Source organism: Pseudonocardia yuanmonensis, from assembly GCF_039542425.1.
Lineage (GTDB): Bacteria > Actinomycetota > Actinomycetes > Mycobacteriales > Pseudonocardiaceae > Pseudonocardia > Pseudonocardia yuanmonensis.
The window spans coordinates 195,165-217,252 of the sequence record NZ_BAABIC010000009.1; the positions used below are offsets into that span (position 1 = coordinate 195,165).

Below are 22,088 nucleotides of genomic sequence, written 5' to 3' on the forward strand. Positions count from 1 at the left end.
CAACGTCGCGCCAGTGCAACGGCTGGTCCCTCAACCGCTCTCGGGCGTACCCACACCGGCTCCCCGGCAATCCGGTGTCGCTGACAGGGGACCGCCGTGGTGCCAGGCTCGTCCGTGTGGTCCGGATCCAGCTGCACGGTCGGTTCGTGGTGGTCGTCGAGGACCGGTCGGTCGAGCACCTCCTCCCCGGGCGGCGGGGCCGGGCGCTGGTGGCGTACCTGGCCTGCCGGCGGGCTGCGGTCGACCGGTGCGAGCTGGCGGAGGCGCTCTGCTCGTCGGGCGCCGGGCTGACCGCGCTGCTGTCGAAGGTCCGCGCGGTCCTCGCGCCGGTGGAGATCGTCGGCCGGCAGAGCGTGCAGCTCGTGCTGCCCGAGGGTGGGCTGGTCGACGCGGCGGTCGCGGCCGAGGCGGCGCACCGGGCGGACGCCGCGGCCGCCCGGCGGGACTGGCCGGAGGCCTGGACGCACGCGTTGAGCACCTTGTTCGTGACCCAGCGGCCGTTCCTGCCGGACCTGCGGGAACCGTGGGTCGGCGAGCACCGCGAGGAGGTCGGGCGGTTGCACCGGCGCGCGCTGACCACCTACGCGGAGGCGTGCCTGGCGCTGGCCACGCCGACCGAGCTGGCGAGCGCCGAGCGCAGCGCCCGCGAGCTGGTCCGCGCCGCACCGCTCGACGAGAAGGGGCACCGGTTGCTGATGCGGGCCCTGGCCGCGCGCGGCGACCGGGCCGAGGCGCTGCGGGTCTACGAGCGGCTGCGCCGCATGCTGCTCGACGAGCTCGGGGTCGGCCCCGGCCCGGAGACCCGCGCGGTGCACGAGGAGATCCTGCGGTAGCAGGCGGTTGCGCCGTCCGGCGCAGCCGGGCGGCAGGAATTCGGCAAGGTCGCGGCGAGGCGGGCGCGGATACTCGGGAACGGCCGGCCGGAGCGGCCCGGCCCTCGACGAGGAGGGAACCGGAATGAAGCAGGTCAGCTGCGAGTGCGGCTACTCCACCCGGTCCGAGAGCGAGGACCAGATCGTCAGCACGGTCCTGCAGCACGTGGCGGTCGACCACCCCGACCTCGCGCCGTCCGTCACCCCGGACGTCGTGCGCGGCTGGATCGAGATCGTCCCCTGAGGTGCCGGGCGGGCCGCGGAGGGGGCGGCCCGCCGGTCACTCGCCCTTCACGTTGACCAGCTGGCGCAGGGTGTGCCGGACCTCGACGAGGTCGGCGGCGTCGGCCATCACGACGTCGATGTCCTTGTACGCGGCCGGGATCTCGTCGAGGAACGCGGCGTCGCGGCGGTACTCGATCCCGGTCATCGCCCGGTCCATGTCCGCGAGGGTGAAGGTCCGCCGCGCCGCCCGCCGGGCGTAGGCGCGCCCGGCGCCGTGCGGGCTGCTCTCGAAGCTGTCCGGGTCTCCCTTGCCGACGACGACGTAGCTCGCGGTGCCCATCGAGCCGGGGATCAGCCCCGGCCGGCCCGCGTCCGCCCGGATCGCACCCTTGCGCGAGAGCCAGACGTCCCGGCCGAGGTGGTGCTCCCGGGCGGTGAAGTTGTGGTGGCAGTTGATCCGCTCCCGCTCCTCCACCTCGCCGCCCAGGAACCGGCCGAGGATCTCGAGGAAGCGGTCCATCATCTCCTCGCGGTTGGCCAGCGCGAAGTGCTGCGCCCACTCCAGGTCGCGGATGTAGGCGTCGAACTCCGGCGTGCCCTCGGTCAGGTACGCGAGGTCCCGGTCCGGTAGCCGGACGCCCTGCTCGCGGCACCGCTCCTGGGCGATCCGGATGTGGTGGCCCGCGATCGTGTTGCCGATCCCGCGCGAGCCGGAGTGCAGGAAGAGCCAGAGCGTGCCGTCCTCGTCCGCGGTGAGCTCGATGAAGTGGTTGCCGCTGCCGAGGCTGCCCAGCTGGAGGTCCCAGCCGACCCGGGTGAGCCCCTCGTAGAAGGGCAGCCGGTCGGCGGCCTCCTCGGCCAGGGTCGCGACGCGCGGGGCCGCGGTGTCGCTGATCTTCCGGTTGTAGTGGCCCGCGCTGAGGGGGATGCGCTTCTCCACGGACCGCCGCAGCTCGGCGAGGGGCCGGCCGGCCAGGTCGTCGCGGGTGTACTGGGTGCGGACGGCGATCATGCCGCAGCCGATGTCCACACCCACGGCGGCGGGCATGATCGCCTCGACGGTCGGGATGACCGAGCCGACGGTGGCGCCGGCGCCGAGGTGCGCGTCGGGCATCAGGGCCAGGTGCGGCTGCACGAACGGCATCGACGCCGTCCGCTCGGCCTGCGCGAGCGTGCTGGGCTCGAGGATCGAGGCCCAGCTGTAGAGCTTGTCGCTGATCTTCTGCACGGGCGTCCTCCCGTCCGGGGCGTTCCCCGTCCGGGCCGGATCTCACCCGAGCCCGGCCCCGATCCGGCGCAGCAGCGCGCCCGCCTTTGTGCGGCACCGCTCCGGGTCGAGGTCGACGAGGGCGTGGACCTCCCGGATCCCGGCGGCGGCGAGCTCCGCCCGCGACACCTCGCAGCGCCCGCAGACGGCGACCACGGGCACGCCCGCGGCCCGGGCCGCCGCGGCGACGCCGGCGGGCGCCTTGCCGTGCAGGGTCTGCGCGTCGAGCGCCCCCTCCCCGGTGACGACGAGTGCGGCGCCGGCGAGCTGCTCGGCGAACCCCACGAGCTCCAGCACGACCTCGATCCCGGGCCGCCGCCGGGCGCCCAGGGTGGTGAGCGCGGCGAACCCACCCCGCCCGCGGCGCCGGCACCGGGGACGTCGGGCGTGCCGTTCTCGTCGCCGAGCAGCCGGGCCCAACGGGTGAGCCCGGCCTCCAGCGTGGCGACCTCGCGCGGGCCCGCTCCCTTCTGCGGGCCGTAGACCGTGGCGGCGCCCTGCGGGCCCAGGAGCGGGTTGTCGACGTCGCAGGCCAGCACGACGTCCGTCGACCGCAGCCGGGGGTCCAGCCCGGTGAGATCCACGCGCGCGGCGCGGGCGAGCCCGCCGCCGCCGTCGGGTACCGGACCGCCGCGGTCGTCGAGGACCCGGGCACCGAGGGCGGCGAGCAGACCCGCCCCGCCGTCCGTGCAGGCGCTGCCGCCGATCCCGAGCACGACGGTCCGGGCGCCGGCGTCCAGGGCGGCCGCGACCAGCTCGCCGGTCCCGCGGCTGCTCGCGCCCAGCGGGTCCGGCCCGTCCGGCAGCAGCGCGAGCCCCGACGCCGCGGCCAGCTCGACGACCGCGACGCCGTCCCGCACCGCGATCGCGGCGTCGACCGGCTTGCCGGTCGGCCCGGACACGGTCACCGGCAGGCGGGTGAAGCCGGCGGCGAGGGCCGCCGCCAGCGTGCCCTCGCCGCCGTCGGCCACCGGCAGCTCGCGGGCCTCGCGCCCGGCCGCCCGCAGGCCGGCGGCGAGGTGCGCCGCGGCCTCCGCCGCCGTGAGCGTGCCCTTGAACTTGTCCGGTGCGACCAGCACGTGTCCCGTCACGCGCGCGGTCACGGCAGCGGGATCGTCGCGGTCGGGGCGTGCTCCCGGGTGGTGGCGAGCTCCTCGAACTCGGTGATCGCGTCGATGTCCTGCCCCATCGCGATGTTCGTGACCCGTTCCAGCACGACCTCGACCACCACCGGCACCCGGTGCAGCCGGGCCAGCTCCCGGGCGCGGGCGAACGCGCCCGGCAGATCGGCCGGGTCGGTGACCCGCAGGGCGTTGCAGCCCAGGCCCTCGGCGACCTTGACGTGGTCCACGCCGTACTTGTCCAGCTCCGGCGAGTGGATGTTGTCGAAGCCGAGCTGCACGCAGTAGTCCATGTCGAAGCCGCGCTGTGCCTGCCGGATCAGGCCGAGGTAGGAGTTGTTCACGACCACGTGCACGTACGGCAGGCCGAACTGCGCCCCGACCGCCAGCTCCTCGATCATGAACTGGAAGTCGTAGTCGCCCGACAGGGCGACCACCGTCGCGTCGGGGTCCGCCACCCGCACGCCCAGTGCCGCCGGGACGGTCCAGCCGAGCGGTCCCGCCTGCCCGCAGTTGATCCAGTGCCGCGGCCGCTGGACGTGCAGGAACTGGGCGCCGGCGATCTGGCTGAGCCCGATCGTGCTGACGTAGCGGGTGTCCGGGCCGAACGCCCTGTTCATCTCCTCGTAGACCCGGTGCGGCTTGATCGGCACGTCGTCGAAGTGGGTCCGGCGCTGCAGGGTCCCCTTGCGCTCCACGCACTCCCGCACCCATTCGGCGCGGCCCGGCAGCTCCCGCCTCCGGGCGGCCTCGAGCATGCGGCGCAGGAAGGCGCCGGCGTCGGACACCACGCCGTAGTCGGGGGCGAAGACCCGCCCGATCTGCGTGGGCTCGACGTCCACGTGCACGAACCGCCGCCCGCGCCGGTAGACGTCCAGCCCGCCGGTGTGCCGGTTCGCCCACCGGTTCCCGATACCCAGGACGAGGTCCGAGGCGAGCAGCGTCGCGTTGCCGTAGCGGTGCGAGGTCTGCAGCCCGGCCATGCCGGCCATCAGGGGATGGTCGTCCGGGATCGAACCCCAGCCCATCAACGTCGGGATGACCGGGACGTCGAGCAGCTCGGCGAGCTCGACGAGCTCGGTGCAGGCGTCGGCGTTGACGATCCCGCCGCCGGCCACGATCACCGGCCGCTCCGCCGTCGCGAGCAGGTCGAGGACGCGTTCCACCTGGGCACGCGTCGCCTCGGGCCGGTGCACCGGCAGCGGGGCGTAGGTGTCCGGGTCGAACTCGATCTCGGCCTGCTGGACGTCGATCGGCAGGTCCAGCAACACCGGCCCCGGCCGCCCGGACCGCATCAGGTGGAAGGCCTGGGCGAGGGCCCCGGGCACCTGTGCGGGTTCGCGGACCGTCATCGCCAGCTTGGTGACGGGTGCGGCGATCGCCGCGATGTCGACGGCCTGGAAGTCCTCCTTGTGCAGCTTCGCCACCGGCGCCTGGCCCGTGATCGCGAGGATCGGGATCGAGTCGGCCATCGCCGAGTACAACCCGGTGATCATGTCGGTGCCGGCGGGGCCGGAGGTGCCCACGCAGACCCCGATGTTGCCGGCCTTCGCGCGGGTGTAGCCCTCGGCCATGTGCGAGGCGCCCTCGACGTGCCGCGCGAGGACGTGGGTGAGCGTCCCGTCCTCGCGCACCGCGTCGTAGAAGGGGTTGATCGCGGCCCCGGGCAGGCCGAACAGGTGCGTGACGCCCTCGGCCCGCAGGATCGCGACGGCGGCGTCGACGGCGCGCATCCTCATGACCGGCCCCGCCCGCTCAGCTCCTCGACCTGCAGCAGCAGCGCGCTGTGGTCGAGCCCGCCGTGCCCCTGCGCCCGCAGCGACCCGACGAGCTGGGCGACGTGCGCGCCCAGCGGGATCGCGACCCCGGCCTCCCGCGCCGAGGCGGTGACGATGCCGAGGTCCTTGTGGTGCAGGTCGATCCGGAAGCCGGGGGCGAAGGTGCGGGCGCGCATGGTGGCGCCCTTCCGCTCGAGCACGGTGCTGCCGGCGAGCCCGCCGCCGAGCACGGCGAGCGCGGACTCGGTGTCGACGCCGTGCGCCTCCAGGAACACCAGCGCCTCGGCGACCAGCTGGATGTTGCCGGCGACGATCAGCTGGTTGGCGGCCTTCACGGTCTGGCCCGCACCGGACGGGCCGACGTGGACCACGGTCTTCCCGACGACGTCGAGGAACGGTCGGGCCGCGGCCACGTCGTCGGGCTCCCCGCCGACCATGATCGACAGCGTTCCGTCCACCGCAGCGGGCTCGCCGCCGCTGACCGGGGCGTCGACCGGGCGGATCCCGCGCTCGCGCTCGGCGTCCGCGATCCGGCGGGTGACGTCCGGGCGGATGGTGGAGCAGTCGATGTGCAGGGTGCCGGGCTTGGCGTGGGCGAGGATGCCGTCCTCGCCGAGGACCAGGCCCTCGACGTCCGGGCTGTCCGGGACCATGGTGATCACGACGTCGGCCTCGCGGACCGCGTCCGCGGTGTCGACGGCGGCGCGCCCGCCGCGCTCGACGAGGACGTCGACGGCGAGCCGGGACAGGTTGTGGCCGACGACGTCGTGGCCGGCCCGCACGAGATGCGCCGCCATCGGGCCGCCCATGATGCCGAGGCCGATGAAGGCGACCGTCGTCCTTCCGTTCTTTCCGGATGTGGTTTCTCCGGGCGTGCTCTTGTCGGGCGTGGTCTTTCCGGGCGTGGTCATGCGGACTCCTTCAGCCACGCGAAGTCGGGTCGCGTGGGCACGTATTCGAGCGCGGTCCGGCCGGTGTATCCGGCCTCGTCGAGCGCGTCGAGCAGGTGGGCGAGGTCGAGTTCGCCGGTGCCGGGTTCGTGACGCCCGGGCGCGTCGGCGAGCTGGACGTGGGCGATGCGGTCGGCGTACGTGGTGATCACGGCGTCGAGGTCCTCGCCGTTGACCGCGAGGTGGTAGAGGTCGGCGAGCAGGCCCAGGTGGGGCGCGCCGACCCGGTCGAGGACGGCGACGGCCTGCGCGGCCGTGCGGATCGGGTAGCGGTCGGCGCCGCTCAGGGGTTCGAGGACGATCGTCGCGCCGATCCGCCCGGCCTCATTCGCGGCGTGCGCGAGGTTCTGGGCGGCGAGCTCGTCCTGCCCGGTGGCACCGTCGATCCGGTTGCCGTACAGGGCGTTGAAGATCCCGATGCCGAGTCGCTCGCCCAGCCCGACGGCCACGGCGACCGAGTCCCGGAACTCCTGCTCCCGGCCGGGCCAGGAGGCGAGCCCGCGGTCGCCGGCGGGCATGTCGCCGGCGGCGATGTTGAGGCCGACCAGCTGCACGCCGGCCTCCTCGACCGCCCGGGCGAAGCGGTCCACCTCGGGGTCGGACGGGGCGGCGGAGTCGAACGGCCACCAGAACTCGACGGCGTCGAACCCGGCCGCCGCGGCCGCCGCCGGCCGCTCGAGCAGCGGCAGGTCGGGAAGGACGATCGAACAGTTGAGGGCATGACGGAACGTCACGAGAAGTCCTCCGGGACGTTCGCATTATGTTTTCATAATGCGATGTCGAACCCCTCTGAATCGCGTTGTGGAAGCACGATGCGACTCGAGGGCGGGTCGGGAAGCGTCATGGAGCCATGACGCCTTCTACCGGGCGGACCGCCAGCGGGTCTGCAGGGACTCGCGACCCCGCTCGGTGGGGGTGCCCCACAGGCGTACTCGCGAGAGGCCGCCGTCGGGGAAGATGTCCAGCCGTACCTCGCTGACGGCCGGCCGGTCGGCGAGCACGAACCGGTGCCGGGTGTCGGGCTGCAGCGGGGTGTCCAGCAGGTCCTGCCAGGCACCCTCGCCCCCCTTCTCGTCGCCCCCCCTCCCGTCGCCGCTGCTCGCATCGACACAGCGTCCGCGCAGGACGGCCGAACCGGGGGCGTTGTACAGGAAGTACGAGGTGTCGATCTCGGCGAGGGCGATCCGGCCCTCGGTGCCGAGCCCGAGCTCGACCCAGTCGTTGCCGGCGTCGCGGCGGCGGGCGGTCTCCCACCCCTCGCCCATCGAGCGGGCGGGCCCGGGCAGCAGCAGATTGTGCGGGCTGCTGTAGAAGCGGTTGGACACGTCGCGCACGTGTCCGCCGTTCTCGATCGCGACCAGGTCCACCGTGCCGAGCGCGTCGAGCAGCGCCGGGTCCGGCAGGGCCTCGCCGTGCACGCGCAGCCGCGCCACGCCGCCGTCGGGCACGATCCGCAGCCGGACGTGTGTGACGCGACGGTCGCAGCGGACGTCGAAGGCGTTCTCCGAGTCCCCCTTCAGCGGCGACAGGGGGAGCAGCGCGAACCAGGTGCTCCCGTCGGCCGACCCGTCCACCGCCGCCTCGGGCGGGAAGTTGCCGGTGAACCAGGTCGTGTCGACCACGATCCGCCGGACGACGCCGGGAGCACCGAGCCGGACCACCGCCTCGTCGTGCCCGGGGGTGCGCCGGCGGCGGGTCTCCCAGCCGTCGTAGACCTTGCCCCGGTGCCCGAAGGTGGTCGGGTCGAAGGTCGGCGGGCCGGGGACGATGAGATTCTCCTTGGCCGCGAAGGACTCGTCGGTCGCGGAGACCACGCTCCCGCCCAGGGTGCGCAGGGCGAGATCCGGGTGCATCAGGTGTCTCCTCTGCAGATCAGCCGGCCCGTGGGACGGTCCGGGTCCACCCGCTCGCCGCGCAGCCAGGTGCCGCGGACGACGCCGTGCAACGTGCGGCCGGCGTACGGGGTGGTGGGGTGGCGGTGGGCGAGCGTGCCCACCGCGAAGGTCTCGTCGGGCGCGACCACCGCGAGGTCGGCGTCGGCGCCCGGGGCGATGCGGCCCTTGCGGCGCAGCCCGACCAGGTCCGCCGGGGCCGTCGCCATCCGGGTGACGACGGCGGCGAAGGACCAGCCGCGCCGGCGCGCCTCGGTCCACACCACCGGCAGCCCGATCTGGAGCGACGCGATGCCGCCCCACGCCGAGCCGAAGTCGCCGGTGCCCTTGAGCTCGGGCGTGGCGGGGGAGTGGTCGCTGACGACCATGTCGATCACGCCGTCCGCGAGGCCCTGCCACAGCAGGTCCCGGTTGGCCTCCTCGCGGACGGGCGGGCAGCACTTGAAGCGGGTGTCGCCGTCCGGCACCTCCTCGGCGGTCAGCGCGAGGTAGTGCGGGCAGGTCTCCACGGTGACCCGGACGCCCTCGGCGCGGGCCTGCGCCAGCAGCGGCAGGGCGTCGGCGGAGGACAGGTGCACCACGTGAACCCGCGCGCCCGTCTCGCGGGCCATCCGGACCAGCCCGGCGATCGCCGAGTCCTCCGCCGCGCGCGGGCGGGAGGCGAGGAAGTCCCGGTAGCGACGGCCGTGGGCCTCGCCGACCAGGTCGCCGTCCTCGGCGTGGGCGAGCAGCAGGCCGCCGAACGCCGCCAGCTCCCGCATCGCCTCGCGCGGGTCGGGCAGGGCCGGGAACTCGGGGACGCCGCTGTCGAGCAGGAAGCACTTCACCCCGAACACGCCGGCCTCGTGCAGGGCGCGCAGCTCGCGCTCGTTGCCCGGGATCGCGCCGCCCCAGAACCCGACGTCGATCGCGCACCGCCCGTCGGCCGCCTTGCGCTTGACCTCCAGCGACGGCACGTCGACGGTCGGGGGCAGGGCGTTGAGCGGCATGTCGACCAGCGTGGTGACGCCGCCCGCCGCGGCCGCCCGGGTGGCGGAGGCGAAGCCCTCCCACTCGGTGCGGCCGGGCTCGTTGACGTGCACGTGCGTGTCGACCAGGCCGGGGATCAGCACCTCGTCTCCGCCCAGGACGATCTCGGCGGCGTCGACGGCGGCGTCCCGGTCGAGGACCGCGGCGATCCGCTCGCCCTCGACCAGCACCGCGGCCGGCCGCTCGACGCCGTCGACGACCGCGCGGGTCGCGCGGAAGACCGTCCTCACGACGCCTCCCGGTAGGCCCGCCAGCTCGCCAACCGCGAGATGTCGGTGCGGGGCGCGGGGTGGCCGGCGCGCAGCACCATGGCGAGGGACCCGGAGCCGTCCGCCAGCTCGACCACGCCGAGCTCCAGGCCGTCGGGCTCGCCGGGCAGCAGCACCTCGCGGAGCTGCGCGTACGTCATCTCGTAGACCTCGCCCTCGACGGCGGCCTCGCCGCCCTCCTCGAGGGCCGGGTAGCGGCCGTCGACGGCGTGGAAGCGGTAGCGGGGGGCCGTCCTGGTGCGGGCGACCAGGGGCGCGTCGCCGACGAGGTGGTGGTCGGCGCCGCCGGACATGGCGGTGCCGTTGAGGAACATGCGGGGCATGCCGGCTCCTCTCGTGAGCGGCAACCGCCCTTCCAGGGCAGTTGCCGCGCACAGGGTCAGAAGGTGATGTGCTCGGGGCGGATCGGGACCCGGCGGAGGGCCTTGCCGGTGGCGGCGCGGACGGCCGCGGCCACGGCCGGGCCGGACGAGATCGTCGGGGGCTCGCCCACCCCGCGCACGCCGTAGGGCGCGTGCGGGTCCGCGTACTCCAGGACCTTCACCTGCATCGGCGGCATGTCCAGGATCGTGGGGATCAGGTAGTCCGTGAACGACGGGTTCTTCACGTGCCCGTCCTGCACGACGACCTCCTCCATCAGTGCCAGGCCCATGCCCTGCGCACTGCCGCCGTGGATCTGCCCGACGACCGCGTCCGGGTTGAGCGCCCGCCCGACGTCCTGCGCCGTGTCCAGCGCGACGACCTTGACCAGCCCGAGCTCGGTGTCGACGTCGACCACCGCGCGGTGCGCGGAGAAGGCGTACTGGACGTGCGCGTTCCCCTGCCCGGTCTCCTCGTCGATCGGGAAGGTCGGGCGGTGCCGCCACTCGACGGTCTCCTCGACGGGCTCGTCGAGCACCTCGACCAGCCCGGCGACGACCTCCCCGGACCCGCTGACGATCTTGTCGCCGTCGAGCCGCAGGTCGCTGCGCTGCAGCAGCTCCGCGGCGCGCGCCAGCACGGAGGTCCGCACCGCCTCGCACGCCGCCTTGACCGCGCCGCCGGTCACGTAGGTCTGCCGGGAGGCCGAGGTCGAGCCGCCGGAGCCGACCGAGGTGTCCTTGGGATGCACCACGACCTGTTCCACGCCCAGCTCGGTGCGGCAGATCTGCTGCTCGATGGTGATCAGGCCCTGCCCGACCTCGGCGGCGGCGGTGTGCACGGTGGCGACGGGCTCGCCGGCGACCGCCTCGAGCCGCACGCGGGCGGTCGAGTAGTCGTCGAACCCCTCGGAGAACCCGACGTTCTTGTAGGTCACCGCGTAGCCGATCCCGCGCACGACCCCCTCGCCGTGCGTGGTGTTGGAGACCCCGCCGGGCAGCTCGCGGATGTCGCGCTCGCCCTCGGGCTCCGGCGGGAGCGGCAGGTCGCGCACGGTCCGGATCAGCTCGGCCACGGGCGCCGCGGAGTCGATCACCTGGCCGGTGATGTTGTGGTCGCCCTCGCGCATCCCGTTGCGCGCCCGGATCTCCACCCGGTCGACGCCGACGCGGTCGGCGAGCTCGTCCATCAGCGCCTCGTGCGCGAACGCGGCCTGCACGCACCCGAATCCGCGCATCGCGCCGCAGGGCGGGTTGTTCGTGTAGACGCCGCGCGCGTCGACGCGGACGCTCGGGATCCGGTACGGGCCCAGGCCGAGGGTGCCGCCGTTGCCGACGACCGCCCCGGTCGACGACGCGTAGGCGCCGCCGTCGAACAGGATGTCCGCCTTCGCGTAGATCAGCTCGCCCTCCTCGGAGGCGCCGAACTCGTAGCGCAGCCAGGCGGGGTGCCGGTGGACGTGCCCGAAGAAGGACTCGTCCCGGGCGTAGCTCATCTTCACCGGCTTGCCGGTGTGCAGCGCGAGCAGGCAGGCGTGGACGTGCATGGACAGGTCCTCGCGGCCGCCGAACGCGCCGCCGACGCCGGCGAGGGTCAGCCGGACCTGCTCGGGCGGCAGCCCGAGGACGCGGCACACCTGGCCCTGGTCGACGTGCAGCCACTGGGTGGCGACGTAGAGGTCGACCCCGCCGTCGCCGTCCGGCACCGCGAGCCCGGACTCCGGGCCGAGGAAGGCCTGGTCCTGCATGCCGACCTCGAAGTCCAGCGCCACCACGACGGGGGCCGTGGGGTCCGGGTCGCCGCGCCGGATCTTCATGGCGCGCACCAGGTTGTCCTCGCGGGAGGCGTGCACGAGCGGGGCGTCGGCGTCGAGCGCGCGGCGCGGGTCGGTCACGGCCGGCAGCACCTCGTAGTCCACGGCGATCCGCTTCGCCGCCCGGCGCGCGGTCTCGGGGTGGTCCGCGGCGACGAGCGCGACGGGTTCGCCCTGGTAGCGGACCACGCCGTCGGCCAGCGCGGGGGTGTCGAGGTGCTCGAGGCCCACGGCGTTCTCCCCGGGGACGTCCGCCGCGGTGAGTACCGCGGACACGCCGGGCACGCGCAGCGCCTCGGTGACGTCGATCGCGCGGATCCGGGCGTGCGGGTGCGGGCTGCGCAGCGTGACGCCCCAGACCATGTCGTCGTGCCACAGGTCGGACGAGTAGGCGAACTCGCCGGTGACCTTGAGCGTGCCGTCGGGGCGGAGCGGCGAGTCGCCGAGCCGGCCGGCTCCCGTCGGGGCTCCGGTGGCGGTGGAGCGGGTCTCGGTGGAGGTCATGACGCCTTCTCCAGCAGGGTGCGGTGGACGCGGGCGCACTCGCGCGCCACGGCGTCCGTGTCGACGGTGACCACACGGTCGTGCTCGACGACCGGGCGGCCGTGCACGAGCAGCAGGTCCAGCGGCGGCGGGGCGCCGAGGACGAGCGCGGCGACCGGGTCGGCGACGTCGGCGTGCGCGAGCCCGTCGAGCCCCCAGAGGGCCAGGTCGGCGAGCTTGCCGACCTCGATCGAGCCGATCTCGGCCTCCCGGCCGAGCACCCGGGCGCCGCCCATCGTGGCCAGCTCCAGTGCGTCCCGGACGGTCAGCGCGGTGGGCCCGCCGACGGCGCGGGCGAACAGCACCGCGTGCCGGACCTCCTCGAGCAGGCTGCCGGCCTCGTTGCTCGCGGCGCCGTCGACGCCGAGGCCGACGCGGGCGCCGGCGTCCCGCAGGTCCCGGGTGCGGGCGATCCCCGCACCCAGCCGGGCGTTCGACGACGGGCAGTGCGCCACACCGGTGCGGGTCGCGCCGATCCGCTTCACCGCGGGGTCGTCGAGGTGGACGGCGTGGGCGAACCAGACGTCCGCGCCGGTCCAGCCCAGGCCCTCGACGTACTCCAGCGGCGAGCAGCCGAAGCGCTCGCGGCAGAAGTCCTCCTCGTCGAGGGTCTCGGCGAGGTGGGTGTGCAGCCGCACGCCGCGGCGGCGGGCCAGCTCGGCGGACTCGCGCATCAGCTCCCCGGTCACCGAGAAGGGCGAGCACGGGGCCAGCGCCACCTGCAGCATCGACCCCGGCGAGGGGTCGTGCCAGCGGTCGATCGCCGCCTCGGACGCGGCCAGCACGGCGTCCCGGTCCTCGACGACGTGGTCCGGCGGCAGGCCGCCGTCCTTGCGCCCCAGGTCCATCGAGCCGCGGCAGGGGTGGAACCGCAGGCCCACCTCGGCGGCGGCGCGGATCTCGGCGGCGAACACGTCGCCGCCCTCGCGCGGGAAGACGTAGTGGTGGTCGGTGCTCGTCGTGCACCCGGTCAACGCCAGCTGGGCCAGCGCGCCGGTGGCGCCGGTCTGCACGGCGTGCTCGTCGATGCCCGCCCACACCGGGTACAGCGTGGTGAGCCACTCGAAGAGCGTGGAGTCGACGGCGAGGCCGCGGGTGACCCACTGGTAGAGGTGGTTGTGCGTGTTGACGAAGCCGGGGGTGAGCAGGCCGCCCCGGGCGTCGACGACCTGGTGGTCCTCGCGGTCCGGGGCCGGTCCGGCGCCGACGGCCGTGATCCGGTTCCCCTCGACGACGACGTGCCCGCCGGCGATCTCCGCGCCGGTCACCGGCACGACGTGGGCGTTCTCGATGATCATCGCTGCGCCGCCGCCCGCACCGCGTCCAGGATCTTCTCGTACCCGGTGCACCGGCAGAGATTCCCGGCGAGCGCCTCGCGGATCTCCGGGTCGCTCGGGTTCGGGTTGCGCTCCAGCAGGTCCTTCGTCGACATCAGGAAGCCGGGGGTGCAGAAGCCGCACTGCACGGCGCCCTTCTCCACGAACGCCTGCTGCACGGGATCGAGCTCCTCGCCCGCCAGGCCCTCGACCGTCGTCACCTCGCGTCCCTGGGCCTGCCCGGCGGCGACCAGGCACGAGCACACCGGGGTGCCGTCGAGGTAGACGGTGCAGGAGCCGCACTCGCCCTGCTCGCAGGCGTTCTTGGACCCGGGCAGGCCGAGCCGCTCGCGCAGCGCGTAGAGCAGGCTCTCGCCCTCCCAGACGTCGTCGGCCTCGCGGCGGCTGCCGTTGACCGTCAGTTCGATCCTCATGCGGCGCTCCGGTTCTCGTCGCGGTAGGAGTCCCAGGCCCAGGTCGCGGCGCGGCGCGCCATGACGGACAGGGCGTGGAGGCGGTACGCGGCGCTGCCGCGCACGTCGTCGATGGGGGCCGCGGCGTCCCGGACGCGGCGGCCGAACTCTCCTGCGAGCCCCTCGGGCAGCGGGCCGCGGGAGTCCCACAGCCCGGCGGCCTCCAGCTCGCCGGCCAGGAACGCGGCGGCCCCGGGGGCCGGGCGCGGGGTGGGGGCGGCCGACCCGACCCCGGTGCCGACGACCCGGCGGTCCGGGTGCAGGGCGAACCCGAAGGCGGACACCGCGATCACCATGGCGTTGCGGGTACCGATCTTGCAGAACTGCTGCGGCCCGGCGGGCGGGGCGATCAGCACGGCGGCGATGAGCTCGTCCGGCTCCAGCACGCTGCGCTTCACCCCGGTGAAGAACTCCGCCACCGGCACGCGGCGGGTGCCACGCACGGAGGCGATCTCCACCTCGGCGAACGCGGCCAGCAGCGCCGGGTGCGAGTCCCCGGCGGGCGAGGCCGCGCCGAGGTTCCCGCCGACCGTGCCCCGGTTGCGGATCTGCGGCGAGCCGACGGTCCGGGCGGCCATCGCCAGCCCGGGCAGCGTGCCGCCGAGCTCAGTGATCACCCGGCTGTAGGTGACGCCGGCGCCGAGCCGGATCCGGCCGTCGTCGTGCGACCACTCCTGCAGCTCGGGGACCCGGTTCAGGTCGAGCAGGGCGGCCGGGCGCCGGTGGTCGAAGTTGAGCTCGACCATGACGTCCGTGCCGCCCGCCAGGGGCAGGGCGTCGGGGTGTGCCGCCTTGGTCTCGAGGCCCTCCGCCCAGGAGGTCGGCGCCAGGAAGTCCATGCCGAGAAGTACAGCGCGCACTCGTGACGGCCACGAGTCGCCGCCGCGACGAACCCGTGGCGGTCCGGGGCGGCGCGGTTGTACGTTCCTCCAATGCTGCTGCGCGACCTGGTCGGGCGTCCCGACCTGAGGCTGCGGCTGCTGCACGGCGACGAGGCGGCCCTCGAACGCCCCGTGCGCTGGGTCTACACCACGGACCTGCCCGATCCCGGGCGCTACCTGTCCGGCGGCGAGCTGGTGATCAGCGGGCTGGTGTGGCGGACGAGCGGCGCGGACACCGAGCGGTTCGTGGGCGCGCTGGCGCGGGCGAAGGTGGCGGCGCTGGCCGCCGGGGCGGCGGTGTTCCACGGGATCCCGGACGACGTCGTCGAGGCCTGCCGCCGGCACGACGTCCCGCTGGTCGAGGTGCCCGAGGAGATCTCGTTCGCGGCGGTCACGGAGTACGTCGTCGGCTCGGTCACGGCGGCGCGGGGCGACCGGCTGGCCGTCACGGTGGGCCGGCAGCGGCAGCTGCTGGCCGCGGTGGCCAGCGGGCTGGGCCTCGACGAGCTGACCGCGCAGGTGGGGGCCGCGATCGGGCTGACCTGCCGGGTGTTCACCGCGACCGGGCGGGCGCTCGCGGCAGGGCCGGAGCCGCTGCCCGCACCCGAGCTCGACGCCGCGGTGCGGACCTTCCTCACCGCGGACCGGCTGCCCGCGGTCACGCCCGGCCCGGCGCGCACGGTGCTCCCGGTGGGGCCGTCGTCGGAGCTGCGGCCCACGTCCTGGTTCGTGGCGGTCGACGGCGCGCGGCCGGACTGGGACCAGGAGACCGTCGAGGCGGTCGGGGAGCTGGTGGCGATCGCCGCGCTGGACCGGGCCCGGCGCAGCGAAGGGCTGCGGCTCGCCCGCGACATCGCCGACGACGCGATCGCGCTGGTCGCCGAGGGGGCGGGGGAGCGCCCGGAGCTGCCGGTTCGGCTGCGGCAGGCGGGGCTCGACCCGTCGCTGCCGCTCGCCGTCGCGGTGGCGGGGTTCAGCGGGCCGGGCCGGGTGGAGACGGCCCGCTCGGTGCTGGTCGACGCGGCCGCCCACCTCGGACCGCCGGTGGTCGGGACCCACGAGGGGCTGGCCGTCGCGCTGGTGCCCGGCGACACGGCCGTGCTCGACGCCGCGCTGGCCCGCCTCGAACCCGGGTTCGGGGCGGAGAAGCTCGCGGTCGGGGTGAGCCGGCCCGCCGCGCTCGCCGCGCTGACCGGGGCCCTGCAGGAGGCCGTGCACGCGCGGACCCTGGCGCAGCAGCGGCCCGGCGCGGTCGCCGTCGTCACGGCCGCGGAGGTGACCTCGCACGTCGCCCTGCTCGCCGCGGTGCCGGACGACGTCCGCCGCACCTTCGCCGACCGGGTGCTGCGCCCGGTCCTCGCCTACGACGAGCGCAACGCGGCCGGCCTGCTGGAGACCCTGGAGGCGTTCCTGGACTGCTCCGGGTCCTGGAGCCGCGCCGCGGAACGGCTCCACCTGCACGTCAACACGGTGCGCTACCGGATCGGGCGGGTCGAGGAGCTGACGGGACGCAGCCTCGGCGACTTCCCGGACCGGGTCGACCTCTTCCTCGCGCTCCGCTCCCGCTGACTACGGCAGCACCACCACGCGCTGCGGCTCGCCGAGCTTCTGGTGCAACGTCTGCAGCGCCTTGTCCGCCTCCTCGAGCGGGAAGCGGTGGGTGATCGAGCGGCTCAGGTCGAGCCGCCCCGCGGTGATCAGGCCGAGTACCGCCCGGATCGACGCCGTCGTGAACGCGTAGCTGCCGAGCACCTGCAGCTCACGGCGGACGAACACGGTCGGCGGCGGCAGGACGATCGACTCCGGTCCGATCCCGCAGACCACGAGGCGGCCGCCCGGTCGGAGCAGTTCCGCGGCCGCGGCGATGCTGTCCTGCCGGCCCACGAACTCGGCGGCGACGTCCACCCCGGCCCCGCCGGTCGCCGCCAGCACGGCCTCGGTGGCCTCGGGCCCGGGCTCCAGCACGAGGTCCGCTCCGGCCTCGGCGGCCCGGGTGCGCTGCGACGCCCGCGGGTCGACGGCGATCACCGGCGACGCCCCCTGCAACCGGGCGATCTGCACCGCGTGCAGGCCGAGTCCACCGGCCCCGACGATCGCGACGGCCTCGCCGGCCCGGACCCGGGCGACGTCGGTCAGCGCGTGGAACGGGGTGGCGACGGCGTCCGTGACGATGGCGCCGACGTCGAACGGGACGTCGTCGGGCAGGGGCAGCAGGGCGCCCGCCGGGACCGCGACGAACTCGGCCAGCCCGCCGTCCCGGTGGACCCCGACGAGGCTGCGGTTCGCGCAGATCGACGCGCGCCCGGCCAGGCACTGCGGACAGGTGCCGTCCGGGAGCAGCCCGTTGACGACCACCCGCTCGCCCACGGCGGGTCCGTCGACCTCCGGGCCGAGCTCCGCGACCGTGCCCGCGATCTCGTGCCCCAGGGTGATCGGGAGGAACCCGACCGGGCTGCCCTCGATCGCGAAGTGCACGTCCGAGCCGCAGACCCCTGCGGCCCGGACCTGCACGAGGACCTCGCCGGCGTTCGGCACCGGCCGTGGCAGCCGCTCCGGGCCGAGGGGACGGTCGGCCCCGTGGAAACGGGCCACGCGCATCGTCTCGGGCATGGGGCACCTCCGCGTCGTCACGGCCCGGTGCGGGGAGCCTCGTCCTCGCCCGGGCCGGTGACCAGTACGCAGATCTGCCACTTGCGTCAGTCGCGGGTGACCGTCGCCTGGATGAGGCCGTACGGGCGGTCGGCGGCGTAGAACACCTCGTTGTCGTTGGACAGCCCGAACGGGGCCAGGTCCACGACGAAGTGGTGCTTGTTGGGCGCGGAGAGGGAGATCTCGGTGATCTCCGGGTGGGACTCCAGCACCGCCTTCCCCATCTCCCACAACGTCTGCTGCAGGGCGAGGGAGTGCACCGTGGCGAAGCGCTCCAGGAGGATGCGCCGGACGTCGGCCCAGGCCTTGTCCCAGTCCACCTCGGTTCCCGAGTAGGCCCACTCCGCGACGAGCGAGGTCGACATGATCCGGTCGTGGGTCTCCTCGAGGGTCGTGTAGCGGTCGGTGAGGAAGCCGGCGAACTCCGAGCCGGTGGACTTGAGCAGCACGAGGTCCCGCAGGCCCGACACGACCCGCTCGCCCTCCGCGGATGCCTCCACGACCGTCGTCCGGATCTCCGACTCGCGGCGCACCCAGGTGTGGTCGTGCCCGCGCCCGTCGACCGGCACCCGCTCCCAGGTGTGCTCGTCGACCGCGATCCGCGCCCCCTCGACCGGCTCGACGTCCGCGACGAAGTGCCGGGCCAGCGTGAGCGCGTAGTCCTCGATCTCGCGCAGGCCCTTCTCCTTGGCGTAGGCGTAGCAGGTGTTCTTCTGCGTGTCGGTCGGCAGCACCCGGGACTGGTCGCCCGCCAGGTGCGCCGCGGCGAAGTCGCCGCGCAGCGAGGTCGTCACGGTGACGTCGCGGATCTCGTGCCGCGGCGAGTCCCGGTAGATCCGCACCACGCGGTTCTCGGCCTTGCCGTAGTCGTTGGCGCCCAGCCTGATTCCCATGTCTAGCTCCCGCGGTAGGTCGAGTAGGCGAACGGGGACAGCAGCAGCGGAACGTGATGGTGCCGCCCCGGGTCGGTCACGGTGAAGGTCACGGTGACCTCGGGATAGAAGTCCGACCGGTCGCCCGTGGCGAAGGTCAGGGTGTGGACGCCGGGGCCGGGCTCGGTGAACCGGCCCCGGCCGTCCGCGTCCGTGGTCAGCCGGTCGCGCTCGCGGCCCTCCGTGCGCAGCACGACGGTCATCCCGGCGGCGGGTGCGCCCGTCGCCGCGTCGAGGACGTGGGTGGAGAGCGTCATGCCCCGAACACCCGCTCCAGCCGCAGCCGGTTGATCGCGGTCAGCTCCGCGAGGGCGACGCGGCGCTCGGTCGCCGGGTCGTTGCCCAGCCGGGACCGCAGCGTGGCGAGCAGGTCCTCGGCGTCGCGTCCGCTGGCGCACACCAGGTAGACGTGCCCGAAGCGTTCCTCGTAGGCCCGGTTGCCCTCGGCCAGCGCGTCCAGGACCTGCGCCGGCGCCGCGGCGACCGCGCCCTGCTCGCGCCGGGCCGTGCCCCGCGCGGCGCGGTCGCCGATGCGCGGGTGCCCGGCCAGGGCGGCGTCGAGGTCGTCCCCGGTGAGCGCCGCCGCGGCCGCGGCCTGCAGCGCCGCGAGGTCGCCGTAGGGCCGCCCGGCGGCGACCTGCCGCGCCCACCGCGGGGCGGAGCAGACCTCGCGGAGCAGCTCCTCGGCACGGCGGGCGGGCAGGGCGTCGAAGCCGTGGACCGTCAGGGGCTCGAGGGCCGTCATCGGGCGCCCGATCCGAAGGCCCCGGCCCGCGCGGTCGCGATCGGGTTGGCCTCGGCGACGAGGTCCTCGAAGCGGCGGTTGGCCACCTTGGCGATCTCGATTAGCGCGGCCGCGTGCTCCTGGGCGGGGGAGTTGCCCAGGCGGCGCCGGCCCTCCCGCAGGATCGCCGCGCGGTCCGGGTGCTCGCGCACGCAGACGATCAGCGGGATCCCGAAGCGCTCGCGGTAGGCGGCGGCGAGCTCGGCGAACTCGGCGCGGTCGTCGTCCGAGAGCCGGGTGAGACCGGCCGAGGCCTGGTCCTCGCGGGAGTCGTCGCCCTCCTCGCCGTCGGCCACGCGGTCGCCGCCGAGGTCCGGGTAGGCGGCCATCAGCGCGCGCTGCTCCTCGCGCGGCGCCGCGAACAGCGCCTCCTGGAAGGCGGTGCGCAGGGCCGCCGTGTCGGCGAACGGCTTGCGGTCGTAGGCCCGGCCGACGACGTCCGTCGGGCCCTGGAACAGCCGGCCGAAGGCCGCGACGAACTCCTCCCGGCTCATCCGGTTCACCTCGCCGAGCCGGATGGTGGGGGTGCCGGGCGCGCCGGCGATCGCGGGCCCGCGGCCGACGTGGTGGAACACCAGGTTGAGCACGATCGCGGTGATGCTGCCGAGCGTGATGCCGGAGCCGAACACGATCTGCGCCCAGCCCGGCAGGGCCTTGGCGACGTCGGGCTGCGCGGTCACGAACATCGCCAGCCCCAGGCTCGTCCCGACGATCACGACGTTGCGGTGGTCGTGGAAGTCGACCCGGGCCAGCGTCTGGATCCCGACGACGGCCACGGTCGCGAACATCGCCAGGGCCGCGCCGCCGAGCACCGGGTGCGGGATGCCCGCGACGACCGCGCCGGCCTTGGGCACCAGCCCGATCAGGATCATGAACACGCCCGCCGCGGCGACGACGTACCGGCTCTGCACCCGGGTCAGCCGGACCAGCCCGACGTTCTCGGCGAAGCAGGTGTAGGGGAAGGAGTTGAGGACGCCGCCGATGGTGGTGGCCAGGCCGTCGGCCCGCAGGGCCCGCGCGATGTCCTCGCGGCCGACCCGCTTGTCCACGATCTCGCCGGTGGCGAAGACGTCGCCGGTGGTCTCGACCGCGGTGATCAGCATGACGACGATCATCGAGACGATCGCGGCACCGGCGAACTTGGGCCAGCCGAAGTAGAAGGGCGTGGTGACGCCGAACCAGGAGGACTCGCCGACGGCCGCGAAGGTCGCGTCGCCCAGCAGCCAGGCGACGCCCGTGCCCAGGACCAGCCCGATCAGCACGGCGACCGTGGCGGTGAACCCGCGGAACACGCGCTGGATGACGACGATGACGGCGAGGGTGCCGAGGGCGTACGCGAGGTTCCGGGCGCTGGTGGGGTCGGGGGCGGAGCCGCCGCCGACGGCGTCCTGGGCGGCGACCGGCAGCAGCGCGAGGCCGATGATCGTGATCACGGTGCCGGTGACGACCGGCGGGAAGAAGCGGATCAGCTTGCTGAACCAGGGGGCGATGAGGAAGGTGAACAGGCCGGCGACGATCACGGCGCCGTAGATCACCAGCAGGCCCTCGGTGCCGCCGCCCGCCGCGAGGCCGATGGCGATCATCGGCGACACCGCGGTGAACGTGACGCCCTGCAGCAGCGGCAGCCGCACGCCGATCTTCCAGAACCCGACGGACTGGATGATCGACGCGATGCCGCAGGTGAACAGGTCGGCGTTGATCAGGTGGATGAGCTCGCGCTCCGACAGGCCGATCGCGCCGGCCAGCAGGATCGGCACGATGACCGCGCCGGCGTAGAAGGCGAGCACGTGCTGGACGCCGTAGACGGCCAGCTTGCCGGCGGGCAGCACCTCGTCGACCGGGTGCGGCCTGCGGCCGGGACTGCGCGGACGGGATCGGGCGGTAGCGCGCACGGGCACCTCGCAGGGGGTGGTGTGGGACGGCTCATACCTTCGGTCGCCGGTCCCGCGTCCGACAGGCACCGCGAGCACGAACGCACCGGGCCCTCGCCGCGGAGCTTTGTGCGATCCGACAGCGCCGGTCAGCCGCGGATCGCGCGGGAGAGGGCGGCGATGTCGGCCGGGCTCACCCGGCAGCAGCCGGCGACGATCCCGGCGCCGGCGGCGATCCAGCCGGCCGCGTCGACGGGCCGGAACCGCGAGCCGCCGGTCCAGCCCCGCCCGTCCCAGCCCTCACCGCTGTTGGGATACGCGACCGCGGGCTTGCCGGTGACCTCGCGGGCAAGCGCCACCGCCGGGCCGACGTCCTCCGGCGCGCAGCAGTTCACCCCGACCGCCACGATCTCGTCGACCGCCGCGGCCACGGCGAACGCCTCGGCCAGCGGCTGCCCGGCCCGGGTGCGGTCGCCGGCGACGGTGTAGCTCAACCAGGCCGGGACGCCGAGCCCGGCGACGGCGCCGGCGAGCGCCTCGCCCTCGTCGGCGTCGGGCACCGTCTCCAGCGCCAGCAGGTCCGGGCAGGCGTCGGCCAGGACCTCCAGCCGCGGGCGGTGCCAGTCCCGCAGCGCCGGCACGGACAGCCCGTACCGCCCGCGGTACTCCGACCCGTCGGCCAGCGCCGCCCCGTACGGCCCGACCGACGCCGCCACCAGCCCGCCGTCCATGCCCTCCAGCACCGCGTCAGCCGCTTGCCGGGCCAGGTGCACCCCGAGCCGCAGCAGCCGGACGGCCTCGGAACGGTCCAGCCCGCGGGCGGCGAACCCCTCGAAGGAGGCCTGATAGGTCGCGGTCGTCGGTCGCGGTCGTCGCCAGGTCCGCGCCGGCGCGGAAGAAGGCGTGATGCACGGCGAGGATCTCCCCGGGCGCCTCGAGCAGCAGCCGGGCCGACCACAGCGGGTCCGCCAGGTCGTGGCCGCGCGCCTCCAGCGCCGTTGCCAGGCCGCCGTCGGCGACCAGAACGCCGTCGCTCCCTGGTACGCCGTCCACACCTCAGTAT

Annotated in this window: 19 protein-coding genes and 2 pseudogenes; 3 read left to right on the forward strand and 18 right to left on the reverse strand. The window is 74.8% G+C overall.

Going from position 1 to position 22,088, the window contains the following annotated elements:
* Positions 1-116 precede the first annotated feature (116 nt).
* Positions 117-833, forward strand: coding sequence for an AfsR/SARP family transcriptional regulator (locus ABD990_RS15535; protein WP_345381209.1), 717 nt, complete (start codon positions 117-119; stop codon positions 831-833).
* Positions 834-957: 124 nt separating this feature from the next.
* Positions 958-1,116, forward strand: coding sequence for a DUF1059 domain-containing protein (locus tag ABD990_RS15540; protein ID WP_345381210.1), 159 nt, complete (start codon positions 958-960; stop codon positions 1,114-1,116).
* A 36-nt stretch (positions 1,117-1,152) separates the two neighbouring features.
* On the opposite strand, the gene ABD990_RS15545 is transcribed toward ABD990_RS15540, so the two are convergent.
* The 12 genes and pseudogenes from ABD990_RS15545 to ABD990_RS15605 all read right to left on the reverse strand — a co-directional run bounded on the left by ABD990_RS15545 (position 1,153) and on the right by ABD990_RS15605 (position 14,747).
* Positions 1,153-2,325, reverse strand: coding sequence for an RtcB family protein (locus tag ABD990_RS15545; protein ID WP_345381211.1), 1,173 nt, complete (start codon positions 2,323-2,325; stop codon positions 1,153-1,155).
* Positions 2,326-2,367: 42 nt separating this feature from the next.
* Positions 2,368-3,455 (reverse strand): annotated as a pseudogene (locus ABD990_RS34420) (glycerate kinase).
* Positions 3,456-3,463: 8 nt separating this feature from the next.
* On the reverse strand, positions 3,464-5,218 hold the full coding sequence (gcl, locus tag ABD990_RS15560) for a glyoxylate carboligase (RefSeq protein WP_425569610.1): 1,755 nt from the start codon (positions 5,216-5,218) through the stop codon (positions 3,464-3,466).
* Positions 5,219-5,220: 2 nt separating this feature from the next.
* Positions 5,221-6,174, reverse strand: a complete 954-nt coding sequence (locus ABD990_RS15565; RefSeq protein ID WP_345381214.1) for a 2-hydroxy-3-oxopropionate reductase — start codon at positions 6,172-6,174, stop codon at positions 5,221-5,223.
* A complete protein-coding gene (locus tag ABD990_RS15570; RefSeq protein ID WP_345381215.1) occupies positions 6,171-6,947 on the reverse strand; it encodes a hydroxypyruvate isomerase family protein in 777 nt (258 codons plus the stop codon). Before ABD990_RS15570 ends, ABD990_RS15565 begins: the two co-directional genes overlap by 4 nt.
* A gap of 126 nt (positions 6,948-7,073) precedes the next feature.
* Positions 7,074-8,066: an allantoicase gene (gene alc, locus ABD990_RS15575; RefSeq protein WP_345381216.1), complete on the reverse strand. Its 993-nt coding sequence runs from the start codon at positions 8,064-8,066 to the stop codon at positions 7,074-7,076.
* Positions 8,066-9,364: an allantoinase AllB gene (allB, locus tag ABD990_RS15580; protein ID WP_345381217.1), complete on the reverse strand. Its 1,299-nt coding sequence runs from the start codon at positions 9,362-9,364 to the stop codon at positions 8,066-8,068. Before allB ends, alc begins: the two co-directional genes overlap by 1 nt.
* Positions 9,361-9,726: an allophanate hydrolase-related protein gene (locus ABD990_RS15585; protein WP_345381218.1), complete on the reverse strand. Its 366-nt coding sequence runs from the start codon at positions 9,724-9,726 to the stop codon at positions 9,361-9,363. Before ABD990_RS15585 ends, allB begins: the two co-directional genes overlap by 4 nt.
* Before the next feature lie 56 nt (positions 9,727-9,782).
* On the reverse strand, positions 9,783-12,080 hold the full coding sequence (pucD, locus tag ABD990_RS15590; protein WP_345381219.1) for a xanthine dehydrogenase subunit D: 2,298 nt from the start codon (positions 12,078-12,080) through the stop codon (positions 9,783-9,785).
* Positions 12,077-13,417: an 8-oxoguanine deaminase gene (locus ABD990_RS15595; RefSeq protein ID WP_345381220.1), complete on the reverse strand. Its 1,341-nt coding sequence runs from the start codon at positions 13,415-13,417 to the stop codon at positions 12,077-12,079. The genes pucD and ABD990_RS15595 overlap by 4 nt, the downstream gene beginning before the upstream one ends.
* On the reverse strand, positions 13,414-13,869 hold the full coding sequence (locus tag ABD990_RS15600; protein ID WP_345381221.1) for a (2Fe-2S)-binding protein: 456 nt from the start codon (positions 13,867-13,869) through the stop codon (positions 13,414-13,416). The genes ABD990_RS15595 and ABD990_RS15600 overlap by 4 nt, the downstream gene beginning before the upstream one ends.
* Positions 13,866-14,747, reverse strand: a complete 882-nt coding sequence (locus ABD990_RS15605; RefSeq protein WP_345381222.1) for an FAD binding domain-containing protein — start codon at positions 14,745-14,747, stop codon at positions 13,866-13,868. The genes ABD990_RS15600 and ABD990_RS15605 overlap by 4 nt, the downstream gene beginning before the upstream one ends.
* Positions 14,748-14,840: 93 nt before the next feature.
* On the opposite strand from ABD990_RS15605, the gene ABD990_RS15610 reads away from it, so the two are divergent.
* Positions 14,841-16,358: a PucR family transcriptional regulator gene (locus ABD990_RS15610; protein ID WP_345381223.1), complete on the forward strand. Its 1,518-nt coding sequence runs from the start codon at positions 14,841-14,843 to the stop codon at positions 16,356-16,358.
* Here the strand turns inward: ABD990_RS15610 and ABD990_RS15615 are convergent, their stop codons facing one another.
* The 6 genes and pseudogenes from ABD990_RS15615 to mmuM form a co-directional block, all read right to left on the reverse strand.
* Positions 16,359-17,399 carry a zinc-dependent alcohol dehydrogenase gene (locus ABD990_RS15615; protein ID WP_345381224.1) on the reverse strand — a complete coding sequence of 347 codons (1,041 nt, stop codon included), beginning with the start codon at positions 17,397-17,399 and terminating at the stop codon, positions 16,359-16,361. It abuts the gene before it with no gap.
* An 86-nt stretch (positions 17,400-17,485) separates the two neighbouring features.
* A complete protein-coding gene (pucL, locus tag ABD990_RS15620; RefSeq protein WP_345381225.1) occupies positions 17,486-18,331 on the reverse strand; it encodes a factor-independent urate hydroxylase in 846 nt (281 codons plus the stop codon).
* A gap of 2 nt (positions 18,332-18,333) precedes the next feature.
* The gene (locus ABD990_RS15625; RefSeq protein WP_345381226.1) at positions 18,334-18,627 is read right to left on the reverse strand and encodes a hydroxyisourate hydrolase; all 294 of its coding nucleotides are present in this window, start codon (positions 18,625-18,627) and stop codon (positions 18,334-18,336) included.
* Positions 18,624-19,115: a 2-oxo-4-hydroxy-4-carboxy-5-ureidoimidazoline decarboxylase gene (gene uraD / locus ABD990_RS15630; RefSeq protein ID WP_345381227.1), complete on the reverse strand. Its 492-nt coding sequence runs from the start codon at positions 19,113-19,115 to the stop codon at positions 18,624-18,626. Before uraD (ABD990_RS15630) ends, ABD990_RS15625 begins: the two co-directional genes overlap by 4 nt.
* Positions 19,112-21,046: a 2-oxo-4-hydroxy-4-carboxy-5-ureidoimidazoline decarboxylase gene (gene uraD, locus ABD990_RS15635; RefSeq protein ID WP_345381228.1), complete on the reverse strand. Its 1,935-nt coding sequence runs from the start codon at positions 21,044-21,046 to the stop codon at positions 19,112-19,114. The genes uraD (ABD990_RS15630) and uraD (ABD990_RS15635) overlap by 4 nt, the downstream gene beginning before the upstream one ends.
* A gap of 128 nt (positions 21,047-21,174) precedes the next feature.
* Positions 21,175-22,078: pseudogene (gene mmuM / locus ABD990_RS15640) on the reverse strand (homocysteine S-methyltransferase).
* Between the last annotated feature and the right edge of the window lie 10 nt (positions 22,079-22,088).

What these genes read in the sequence shown, in the direction of transcription:
- ABD990_RS15540 (WP_345381210.1), top strand. Translation starts at nt 958, where the DNA reads ATGAAGCAGGTCAGCTGCGAGTGCGGCTACTCCACCCGGTCCGAGAGC.
- gcl (WP_425569610.1), bottom strand. Translation starts at nt 5,218, where the DNA reads ATGCGCGCCGTCGACGCCGCCGTCGCGATCCTGCGGGCCGAGGGCGTC.
- ABD990_RS15565 (WP_345381214.1), bottom strand. Translation starts at nt 6,174, where the DNA reads ATGACCACGCCCGGAAAGACCACGCCCGACAAGAGCACGCCCGGAGAA.
- alc (WP_345381216.1), bottom strand. Translation starts at nt 8,066, where the DNA reads ATGCACCCGGATCTCGCCCTGCGCACCCTGGGCGGGAGCGTGGTCTCC.
- ABD990_RS15585 (WP_345381218.1), bottom strand. Translation starts at nt 9,726, where the DNA reads ATGCCCCGCATGTTCCTCAACGGCACCGCCATGTCCGGCGGCGCCGAC.
- pucD (WP_345381219.1), bottom strand. Translation starts at nt 12,080, where the DNA reads ATGACCTCCACCGAGACCCGCTCCACCGCCACCGGAGCCCCGACGGGA.
- ABD990_RS15595 (WP_345381220.1), bottom strand. Translation starts at nt 13,417, where the DNA reads ATGATCATCGAGAACGCCCACGTCGTGCCGGTGACCGGCGCGGAGATC.
- ABD990_RS15600 (WP_345381221.1), bottom strand. Translation starts at nt 13,869, where the DNA reads ATGAGGATCGAACTGACGGTCAACGGCAGCCGCCGCGAGGCCGACGAC.
- ABD990_RS15605 (WP_345381222.1), bottom strand. Translation starts at nt 14,747, where the DNA reads ATGGACTTCCTGGCGCCGACCTCCTGGGCGGAGGGCCTCGAGACCAAG.
- ABD990_RS15610 (WP_345381223.1), top strand. Translation starts at nt 14,841, where the DNA reads ATGCTGCTGCGCGACCTGGTCGGGCGTCCCGACCTGAGGCTGCGGCTG.
- ABD990_RS15615 (WP_345381224.1), bottom strand. Translation starts at nt 17,399, where the DNA reads ATGCCCGAGACGATGCGCGTGGCCCGTTTCCACGGGGCCGACCGTCCC.
- pucL (WP_345381225.1), bottom strand. Translation starts at nt 18,331, where the DNA reads ATGGGAATCAGGCTGGGCGCCAACGACTACGGCAAGGCCGAGAACCGC.
- ABD990_RS15625 (WP_345381226.1), bottom strand. Translation starts at nt 18,627, where the DNA reads ATGACGCTCTCCACCCACGTCCTCGACGCGGCGACGGGCGCACCCGCC.
- uraD (WP_345381227.1), bottom strand. Translation starts at nt 19,115, where the DNA reads ATGACGGCCCTCGAGCCCCTGACGGTCCACGGCTTCGACGCCCTGCCC.